This window comes from Deltaproteobacteria bacterium (assembly GCA_016874775.1).
Taxonomy (GTDB): domain Bacteria; phylum Desulfobacterota; class Binatia; order Bin18; family Bin18; genus VGTJ01.
In genome coordinates this window covers 1-10,389 of the sequence record VGTJ01000198.1, presented here as the reverse complement: position 1 = coordinate 10,389, position 10,389 = coordinate 1, and the positions used below count along the sequence as shown (strand labels likewise).

General features: G+C 54.4%; 8 protein-coding genes. 4 read left to right on the top strand and 4 right to left on the bottom strand.

What is annotated here, in order from left to right; all coding sequences use genetic code 11:
* Positions 1-159: 159 nt before the first annotated feature.
* The gene (locus FJ147_24410) at positions 160-1,179 is read left to right on the top strand and encodes an aldehyde dehydrogenase family protein (GenBank protein MBM4259029.1); all 1,020 of its coding nucleotides are present in this window, start codon (positions 160-162) and stop codon (positions 1,177-1,179) included.
* Positions 1,180-1,224: 45 nt separating this feature from the next.
* On the opposite strand, the gene FJ147_24405 is transcribed toward FJ147_24410, so the two are convergent.
* The 4 genes from FJ147_24405 to FJ147_24390 form a co-directional block, all read right to left on the bottom strand.
* Positions 1,225-2,994, bottom strand: coding sequence for a methyl-accepting chemotaxis protein (locus FJ147_24405; GenBank protein ID MBM4259028.1), 1,770 nt, complete (start codon positions 2,992-2,994; stop codon positions 1,225-1,227).
* 37 nt (positions 2,995-3,031) lie between these two features.
* Entirely contained in the window at positions 3,032-3,520 is a 489-nt protein-coding gene (locus FJ147_24400) for a hypothetical protein (GenBank protein MBM4259027.1), read from the bottom strand.
* Positions 3,521-3,551: 31 nt separating this feature from the next.
* Entirely contained in the window at positions 3,552-4,880 is a 1,329-nt protein-coding gene (locus FJ147_24395; GenBank protein MBM4259026.1) for a hypothetical protein, read from the bottom strand.
* Between the two features lie 300 nt (positions 4,881-5,180).
* Positions 5,181-7,604, bottom strand: a complete 2,424-nt coding sequence (locus FJ147_24390; GenBank protein ID MBM4259025.1) for a CoA transferase — start codon at positions 7,602-7,604, stop codon at positions 5,181-5,183.
* 683 nt (positions 7,605-8,287) lie between these two features.
* Here FJ147_24390 and FJ147_24385 point away from each other — a divergent pair.
* The 3 genes from FJ147_24385 (at position 8,288) to FJ147_24375 (ending at position 10,182) form a co-directional block, all read left to right on the top strand.
* The gene (locus tag FJ147_24385) at positions 8,288-8,821 is read left to right on the top strand and encodes a GNAT family N-acetyltransferase (protein ID MBM4259024.1); all 534 of its coding nucleotides are present in this window, start codon (positions 8,288-8,290) and stop codon (positions 8,819-8,821) included.
* 38 nt (positions 8,822-8,859) lie between these two features.
* Positions 8,860-9,489, top strand: coding sequence for a lipase (locus FJ147_24380; GenBank protein MBM4259023.1), 630 nt, complete (start codon positions 8,860-8,862; stop codon positions 9,487-9,489).
* A gap of 87 nt (positions 9,490-9,576) precedes the next feature.
* Positions 9,577-10,182 (top strand): oxalate:formate antiporter, encoded by a 606-nt coding sequence (locus FJ147_24375; GenBank protein ID MBM4259022.1) that lies wholly within the window; start codon positions 9,577-9,579, stop codon positions 10,180-10,182.
* Positions 10,183-10,389 lie beyond the last annotated feature (207 nt).

The window sequence follows — 10,389 nt, the reverse complement described above, 5'->3', positions numbered from 1 at the left end:
CCTGCACTGGGTGTTAGATGTCGTGTTTCGCGAAGATGCCCGCCGGGTCTATGATCGCACGACGGCGGAGAACCGGGCGTTCCTCAACCGCTTGGCCGTCTCGCTCTTACGCGGGGACCCCGGCAAAGGTTCGCTCAAAGTTAAGCGCAAACGCCCAGGCTGGCACCTGTCCTACCTCGCCCAACTCCTCGGGTTTCCCTGCACTTGAAGCGCGTTTTCCGTGTCGCTGCAGGTAATACTGTGATTATGAAGCCACCAGAGCAGGCGCCGCTTTCAGCGTTGAAGATGGTCGAACTGATCGGCGATATCTTTCCACCGGGAGTGATGAATGTGCTGTCTGGCGGGAAGGAATGCGGGCAGGCGTTAGCCTCGCATCCACTGGTGCGCAAGGTCAGTCTGATTGGCAGTGTGCCAACTGGTAAAGCGATTGCGCGTACTGGTGCGGACACGTTGAAGTCAGTGTTGCTCGAACTCGGCGGTAAGAACGCACTGATTGTGTACCCAGATGCCGATCTTGCGAAAGCAATCGCTGGTGCGGTCCGTGGTATGAATTTTACCTGGGCAGGTCAATCGTGTGGTTCCACCAGTCGCTTGTTCCTCCATGAATCGATTCATGACAAAGTGTTAGATGGTGTAGCGAAGTTAGTGAATGAAAAGCACAAACCAGGGTTACCCACAGATTGGTCCACGACGATGGGACCATTGGTGAATCGCACGCAGTTCGAGAAAGTCATGAGCTACATTCGCTGGGGGCAAGAGGAAGGCGCGCGCCTGGTCACTGGTGGCAAACAGCCTTTAGATCCAAAGCTTGCCAAAGGCTTCTTTGTTGAACCAACGATCTTTGCCGACGTGACCCCCAACATGCGCATTGCCAAGGAGGAAATCTTTGGACCAGTATTATCGGTCTTAAAGTGGAAAGATGAGGATGAACTGTTTGAACAGGTGAATGCGGTCGAATACGGCCTCACGGCATCGATTTGGACGCGAGACCTAGCGATAGCGCATCGCGCGGCCAGTCGTGTGCAAGCAGGATATGTGTGGATCAATCATTCAAGTCAGCACTTTCTCGGCGCACCATTCGGCGGCTTTAAGCACTCTGGCATTGGCCGTGAAGAATGTATCGAGGAGTTATTCGAGTTCACGCAGTTGAAGAATGTGCATGTGAATCTGACAGAGTAATGATTCCGAGGTGGTTGTCATGGGGCAAAATGAGAAATGCTCAGGTTACAATGCGTTTTCTGAGGTCTGTAATTTGTAACGGGCGATAACGGTCCTCAGTGTTTGGCTAACGGTGTGAAGGTCGTGGGTTGCACTCTCGATTTGTTGCATGCCGCGTGCATTATGGGCACTTGCATGTTTAATGCTTTCGATAGCTTCAGACACCTGCTCCATACCGACGATTTGCTGTTGATTTGAGGCCGCTATTTGCGTCACGGCTTGAGCTGATTCGCTAATGCTCCTGGTCAGCAGACGTATGGACTCGCCGGCCTGTTCTGACTGCCGGGTGGCAATATCGGCGGATTTCACCCCTTGTTCGGTTACGAGGATAGCGGCGGTTCCTGCCTTGCGAATGTCATCCAGCATGGCTCGCACCTGGGCAGTGGACTGCTTGGATTGCTCAGCGAGCCTCTTCACTTCTTGTGCAACAACGCCAAACCCTTTTCCGGCCTCTCCAGCCTTGGCAGCTTCGATCGCGGCATTGACCGCCAGTAGGTTTGATTGCTCGGAAAGAGCGTTGACCGCAGCAATAATCTCATGAATGGCTTGGGTCTGTTCGCTGAGTGCAAGAACACTTTGCGCAATGGACTCCATCTGACCGCGTACCATGCTCATGCCTTTCATCGCATCATCTACCGCGTGTTCCCCGGTTTGCGAAACCCGTGCGGCCTCACCCGCATTCTCAGCGATTTCAGTTGCTTTGCGCCCAGAGAGATGGGCGGTTTGTTTCGCTTCTCCAATTGTGACTGCGGTCTGACTAACCGAGGTGGCAGTCTCGGTTACACTATAGGCGAGGGCTTTCGCCGAACTCATGATCTGCCCGACCGAGGTGACCAGTATCTGCGCGCTGGCTTGTATTTCACTAGTGGCTTCACGCATATTGCGCGTCATGCGGAGAAAACTTTGCGAGAGGACATCCTGTTGCGAGCGAGCGGAGATTTCGACCGTTAAGTCTCCGTTGCTCATACAATCGGCAGCGTCGGCTATGGTACGCAAATAGACAACTAAGTTACGAAACGCAGCCGCAAGGGCTCCAGTTTCATCAGTGGCGGCATAGTCCACGCGTTGATTGATATCTCCCTGGGCAATTTTTTGAGCGGCGACCGTTACCTGAGAGAGTGGTGTGGTGATGAGCCGACTAATCATGAACCACAACAGACTGGCAAGAAAGACCGTTCCCACTAACACCCATAACGCCGTGCGGCTGGCGTGTCTCCCAATTTGCGCGCCACCTTCTTTCGTTGCCGTGGCTTCGGTTTCCACCATATCACTCAAGAGTTCCATGGCTTGGGAAAGTTGCAAGAAGCTATCCTGGAACTCAGTCGATTTGGCAGCAACGGCCTCCGGCTGTGCCGAGGTCGCGAGTTTGACCAATTCCACTCCTTTTCCCACATATTCGGATATGACTGGGAGGAGCATTGCGATCGTTTCTGCGACTTCTGGTTGACTGCTCAAGTTCCTCAGCTCACTGAGATAAGTGGTAGCGCCGACCGAGACCTCCTCCAGACGCATCAACGTTTCGTCGAGACTCTCTTGTTGTGAGTGTGTCGTGGAGAGCAACTGCCAGAGCACCAGGGAGCGCATCGTATCGAGAGCGATCCGTGCCTGTAACACATTACGAATGGTCCCAAGGTGGACGCCACTCTGTTCGTTAGCCGCTCGTAACCCGGCAATGCCTTGATACCCGACGAAACCGACGCTCGACATCGCGACAATGAGCGTCCCACAGAGGACTGCGAGTTTTTTGCCTATCGATAGGTTTCGTAACGTTTGCATTGGTCAATGGCTTCCTGGGCGATCGCTGCACTGATGGTTATTGTAGGACAAGCTCATACCCCGCTTCGCCGGGGAGGCGGCCATTAATGCGCAGAGGCTTTACGCTCTTATCGACTTCGCTCGCGCGCATAATGCCGATTGCCCCTGGGACCCCTGCCACGAGTTGGCGCACACCAAGTGCGGTATTGAGGACCTTGGGTTTGACCTTAAGCGTGCGGGCAAACGCCGCTTTGAGGAAATAGGCATTGAGAGCGGATTGGTTCATACCATAGATATTCCGTAAGGCGGCCTCTTGTTCAGGTTGCCCTGAGGCGCGAGTGACGACTTCAATCTTGGCCTGATTGTCCCATTCAGCTTCTTCGCCGCGGAAGATGCGTCGCAACTTTTCCATTGAGAGTTCTTCGACGGTATTGGCCGTGTTCACGACGATGGCAAGATGGTTGCCATTACTTTGTGCCCATACAACTGGTGAGGTACTCAAAAGCAGCCCGAGCATCATGGATCGCCACACTGTGGTACGTCGCATCGTCCGTTTCTCCTGTTAGAAAAGTCCGGCCTTAGAAGGCAAACGCAACTTGTGCCTGTATGCCATTTATGCCACTCCGCGCCCGCTGCCAGACGTGGTCGTATTGCAGTTTCAGCGCTGCGAACGTGCTCAAATCATAACGGACACCTAAAGACGGGCCGTGTCGCAGTCCAACATGGCGAAGGGTGATGTCACTTGATGCGCCATTCATATATTCGTAGCGCAGATACGGGCGGAAATTGCCAAACTGTTGCGAGAGCTGAGAGTAGAAAGCGACCGGCGCAGTGGATTTTGCTCCACTCGGATTGTGGAGAAACAGAAAGGCTTCGTTCAACCACTCAAACCGTGGAGTTTGGTACACGACATGCGTGTTGATAATGGTCTGGGCGAGGCGACCACGGAATCGGTCATCATCGTCCTCATGTTCACCCTCTTCGTCTTCCTCGTCGTCTGCGGCAAGAACAAAACGCGGACGATCGTACCGGACGGCAGAGCCGACACGGAGCCCAGGAACCCATTCCGGCTGGGCGTAGAGGCCAAGTACGAAGGCCTTACTATTTTTCCCGTCAAAAACGTCAGCGTTGTTTGAGAAAACATGTCCATCGTTAGAGGTACGTCCGTTACTGACCTCAGCGAAGTAATGGAGTCCTAATTTACCAGAGGGAACCAATCCTGAGATTGACACTCCTAAATTGCGCACTGGAAACAGCCCACTCTCTTCGCTGAGAAAAAATGGACGGCCGATAGTGGTTTGGGTCCAGGCGCCGTGTGGGTAGTGACTGTTGTAATAGCTGAGCTCACTAAAGTAGCGACCGACCGAAACATTGAAATAGCGACTGGGCTGGTATTCGAGCATCAGACGACTGACTTCAACCTCGAACTCATGGTCGTCAAGGTCCGCGTCGAACTCCAAATCACCAACGACGTTCAGATGTTCTGAGAGGCGTGCTTGAAAAAATAACGCGAACTCTCCGAGTGTGAAACGATTCCGGTCACCAGCTTTGCCAAACTGATACGAGTGGGTGATATCGCCGAACCCGCGAATGTGCACATTTTCCAGGCCAAAATCACCGTAGGAGGAGGTCGCAGGTGATGCACTCTTCTCTGCGACCTGTTCCTCAACCTGCACTTGCTTGCCTTCGACCGCTTTGAGTCGCGCTTCAAGGGCCTCGACGCCTTTGAGTCGCGCTTCGAGTTCGTCAATGCGCTTCTGCATTCGCTGTACGGTTTCTGGATCGGTTGGTAGTGATTTGGGCTGCTGCTGGGCAAACAGCGGCAGGGCTGTCAATAACGTTACGATGCCAGTGCCAGTTATTATGACACTATACATCCGCCCACTCAGACTCTTTTGCCTCTGCATGGTTTCCCCCCACTGGAGTTCGTGGACAATCGTTGTCCTTAGGTTTGGTTATCGGGAATACCAACGGAAGTTTTAACAAAAAGACTGATGTAGTGGGCTGCAAGGGCGAGGTTGTCGGCACTGGTCACAACCGAAGAGACCGGTCTTGTTTTTTCAGGTACGTCGCAACGTGGCGAGGGTCCCTTCTCCCATCTGGAGAAGGTCAGGATGAGGGGGAGAAAGAATAGTACTTCTCATTAAATCCCCTCACCCTAGCCCTCTCCCTGAAGGAGAGGGCATTCTGTCTATCCTTTCTATAGATCAATACAACACTTTCGTCTCTTTCATCTGCGCAATCTCGTCTGTGGAATAGCCAAGCAGATCATGGAGAACACTATCCGTGTCTTGTCCTAATAACGGCGCTGGCGCCCGTACACCGTTAGGGGCATTGGTGAACTTCCACGGCATGCCTGCATGCGCCTGCGCCCCAACCTCAGCATGTGGCAAGCGAACAAAGAAACCGCGCTCGTTGAGTTGCGGATCTTCAAGCATGCCTTGGCTGCTTAGCGTCGGATAGGCGGCGATGCCATCGGCTTGCAGCCGATGGGCGACTGTCCATTTCTCTTGGGTTGAAGTCCAGGCTGTGACAATCTGTTCCAAAGCGTCTTCGTTGGCTTTGCGTGCTTTTGCCGTGCTGAATCGTTCATCGGTGAGCAGTTGTTCTTGACCCATCACGCGACACAACGATTGCCAGTCGGCGTCTGAGGCACAGGAAATTGCTACCCATTCATCCTGACCAGCACAACGGAAGCAGTTGTGTGGCGCCATGATCGGATCGCGGTTGCCCATGCGTGGCGGTTGGGTACCATTCATCGCGTAGTCCATCCAGCCTTCGGCGACCAGCGCCGTCATCGATTCCCATAACGATACGTCAATGTGTTGACCACGACCTGTACGTTTGCGGGCTGCCAAGGCTGCGCAAACGCCGATTGCTGCATTGACGCCCCCATTGGGGTCGCCGTATGCCATACCCACTTCTTGTGGCGAGCCACCAATATAGCCTGTGAGTGAGGAAAGTCCGGACAGCGGACCCATCGCTGGACCGTAGCCCATGTACAGCCGTTGCGGACCAGTCTGCCCATAGCCAGAAATCGACGCCAGAATGATGTCTGGCTTGATCTTCTTGAGGTCTTCGTACCCTAAGCCGAGACGTTCCATGACTCCGGTAGCAAAGTTCTGGATCACCACATCGCAAGTAGCGATGAGTTTCTTGGCGACAGCCAGCGCTTCCGGTTTCGTCAGATTGAGGGAAATACTTTTTGTTCCTTGGTTCCACTGATTGAAGTAACCAGATGTGTTGAGGCTGGCTTTGATGTCCTTCGGGCTGATCGGTACTTGTCGTGAGCCATCAGGTCGAGCGCGCGATTCGATATGAATCACTTCTGCGCCTAAGTGGGCTAACTGCATCGCACCGTATGGTCCCGCCCATGCCCAGGTGAGTGCGAGAACACGGACGCCTTCGAGGGGCAGCTTGGGACTTGGGGCTTGAGACTTGGGACTTGGGGAGGAGGGGCGACCAGCCCCTAGCCCCCAGCCCCCAGCCCCATTTTTATCTTCGTTATGTTCTCCAAGCAGTGGTGCTGGTCGCCTGATACTCCACCACTGCTCTGCGAGTTGGTATGGCGCACCGGGATGTTTGACCTTGCCTGCGCGTGGGTGGTTCACTTCGACAAAGAACTTACGCGCTTGCAATTGTTCCTGCGCGGCAAGATCAGCCATCGTGCACACCGGGGCCACACAGATGCGCCGCGCCTGTGCTTCACGAAACAAATCCGCCACTTTCCATTGTTTGATCCAGGCGCGGAGATGTGGCTCGACTTCATCCCAGTGGCGCACGATGGTGAAAGGGTTTTTGCAATAGTCTGGTTTTGACCATTCGGGATTGCCCATGAATTCGAGCAAGCGCTCTAACTGGTCCGGTTGCGCAGTCAGCAGCAGGATCGATCCATCCTGGCACTCATAAATACTCAGTGGCGCGAGAATCTTGCGTCCCAAGCGTGAGGCGATTTTACCCAGGTAGCTGTAGAAGTAGACATTCATTTCAACGAACGAGGCCACACTGGCGTGGGTGGAGAGATCGATGTGTTCACCAACTCCGTTCGCCAGCGTACGGAAATAGGCTGCGAGTGTGACCGTGGCCGCATGCAATCCCGCCTGAAGACCGCATTGATGACCAAACGCCTTAAGTGGCGGTAAGTCTGGACGGTCTGAACCGCCAGGACTCAACCATGCCCACCCACCGCCATGAGCGAACGTCAGCTCAGTTGCCTGGTAATCTTGGTGTGGTCCGCTCAGGCCAAACGGCGTGATCGAACACATCACTAACTGCGGGTTTATTTCGCGAAAGGTTCGGTAGTCGATGCCGAACGTTGTCATCTCGGCAGGCGAGTAGTTATGAATCAGTATATCAGTTTGCGAGATCAAACCCGCAAGCGTGTCACGGTCTTTGGGCAGGTCGATCGTACAGTCTCGTTTGTTGGTATTGAGATAGAGAAACAGACCACTTTTCTCAGGGTCAACAACACCACCCGGAAACGGGCCACGCAGCCGCGCGCGATCACCTCTGGGTTCTTCGACTTTGGTGACCTCTGCACCGAGATCAGCCATCAGCTTGGTGGCATACGCGGCTGACACCATATTGCCGAGTTCGAGGACCTTCACGCCTTCCAGTCCTTGCATAAGCATTCCCCTCCAAATTGCGTCGTACTGTCCCTCGGCTATACACAAGTCTAGAGCGGGCCGCAACGTTTCTCTCGTGTTGGTAGCGGTTCAGTTTGTTACGCAAATGCGTCTTCGTAGGGGCGACCCCAGGTGGCCACTTGAGAAGAGCCCCATGCCGGATTTTATTCGCCAGGCCTGGGCGCTGATCCACACTGCGGTGGCAGCGGCAGTTGATCCACTCCTCATTGCCCACCGTGACTATATTTTTACCCAGTATCTGACGCTACCGATGGATTTTTAATGAGCTGCATGCAGAGGCAGTGGTTCAGTCTGAATTTGATTTGTAGGGGCACCCCTGTTTGGGTGCCTTTTTCCTGGGCGGCTACATGGGACCGCCCCTCCGAAGACACCTCCACGTGTCAAACTGAACCCCTGCCTCTGCAGATTAACTATTGACTCACTCAGAGAACGGGCATACAAAAAACCCCAATGGCATTTCGTGTTTCCTTCAGCGCAGCCGTACGCAAAGCTATTAAGATTCATCGCCCCGTGCGTATGAACGCTTTGCTGCGTGCCGTCTGAACGAGACACTAGTACCAACAGACAACGTTCAGAGGCCGCAGGCGAAGCATTCACCAGCGGCCTTTTTATTTTGCAAGGGCTGCGGTGGAAATCGCAGCCCTTTTCGTTTGCGGCAGGAGGTGAGGATGGTCTGCCGATTTCGTCCCGTGTTTGCTATCGATGAGTCGTTCCTGTGGGAAATGCTCTTCTACGCCGCGCATGTTGACGAAGAGCCTGGTGCTTCGGTGGAAAAGGCGCAACAGAATCCGTTTCTCCACAAGTATGTTACGCAATGGGGGAAGCCTGGTGATCTCGGTGTGATCGCCTACGAAGTGAGAACGTTAGAACCCGTTGGCGCGGCATGGTTACGAGTTTTTGTCGGCGCGGACAAAAACTGTACTGCAATCGACGATGGAACCCCGGAACTGGCGATCGCCGTCATCCCTTCCTACACCGGCAAGGGTGTTGGTGCGCAACTGCTGACGCATCTACTCAACGCTGCAGCGACAAGCTATCCCGCCGTGTATCTCAACGTGCGGGCGACAAATCCGGCTAAGCGCTTGTATGAGCGCTTTGGTTTTACTGTCATTGGTGAACTGACCAACCGTGTCGGTGGCACGTCGTTACACATGGTGAAACCGTTGCGCATGCAAATAACTGACAGTGTTCTTGGGAAGTAGGAAGTTCCTACATCGTGGAAGTGAACAAGGCCGAAATCATGAACAACGACGACTTACGGATATGTTTTGTCGGTGATTCATACGTGAATGGCACGTGCGACCCCCAGTATCTTGGCTGGACCGGGAGACTTGCCGTTGCTGCTCGACGCAAAGGCTACAATCTGACCTATTACAATCTCGGTGTGCGACGAGAGACCAGTGCCGATATTGCTAAACGTTGGCGACAGGAAGTGCAGGCGCGTCTCCCCGGTACGTGTACGCCGTTTGTCGTGTTTGCGCTGGGTGCTAACGACACGACCTTTGAGCATGGCCAACCACGCGTTGCTGAAGCGACCAGCGTTGAGAATGTCCGTACGATGCTCCAGACGGCAAAACAGCACTATGCGGTGGTGATGATCGGCCCGCCACCAATGGCTGATGCAGAGCAGAATGGGCGAACGCGGCGCCTCTCTTCACTTTTCGCTGAAGTAGCGAAAAGTGAAGAGGTGCCGTTCTTGCCGGTGTTTGATGCGCTGGTGGCAGACGACGACTGGATGCGAGAGGTCACCAATGGTGATGGAGCGCACCCAGGTGCTGCAGGCTACACGAGGGTGGCGGCATTGGTTGACGCATGGCCAGAGTGGTGGTTCTGCAGTGGCGGGCACAGCCCGCCCTACACATCCCGTTGAACGTGCGGTAGGGCAGGCTGTGCCTGCCATCGTCCTGAACAATCCCAAATCTTGGTGTGTTCCTCATAGAGAGAAACGGTGAGCAATATGACGCAGTCATACGTGCACCTCATAGAACAGAAAGCCGACCTTCCAGCATTGCATGGAACATTCTTGAAAGGCGCGCTTCCCCGGCTGCAAGCCGACGAACGGATTGTCGCCGTTGCTGCGGGCGGCTCATTTCTTACTGGTGCGATGGATGAATACAGTGACTTAGATCTGGTGATCGTAGTAAGGCCGACTGCTGTGTCGCAAGTCATGCACGAACGCCAGCAAATCGCAGCGACGCTCGGTACGTTGTTGACGGCCTTTACCGGAGAACATGTCGGCGAGCCACGGCTGTTGATTTGCCTGTATGGTCCACCACTGCTGCATGTCGATTTAAAGTTCGCCTCGGTGGATGATGCAGCGCATCGTGTGGAAGATCCAGTTATCTTGTGGGAGCGAGATGGCGCGTTGACTGCAGCATTTAACGGCTCTGAAGCGAGATATCCAACGCCGGAGGTGCAATGGGTTGAGGATCGTTTCTGGACGTGGGTGCATTATATCGCTGCCAAAGTTGGGCGCGGTGAGCTCTTCGATGCCCATGACTCACTCGCCATACTTCGGTTACTTGCGCTTGGCCCACTCGCGCTCTTAGAAAGTGTTTTTTAATTCGTATTTTCCGTCGTCACCATCCGCAGCGTGCGCCGGATACTGGCCAAGTACACCATAGCGTCACTGGAAACGGTGGTATGTTCGAAGTCCCGACACAAGCGCCGCTAGCGCCCCAGCCAACCGAAGGACCGCTCCACCACCCAGCGGCGGGGCAACACGGTAAAGCCTTTGGCGTCTGCCGAACGGCGCACCACCTCCAAGCGC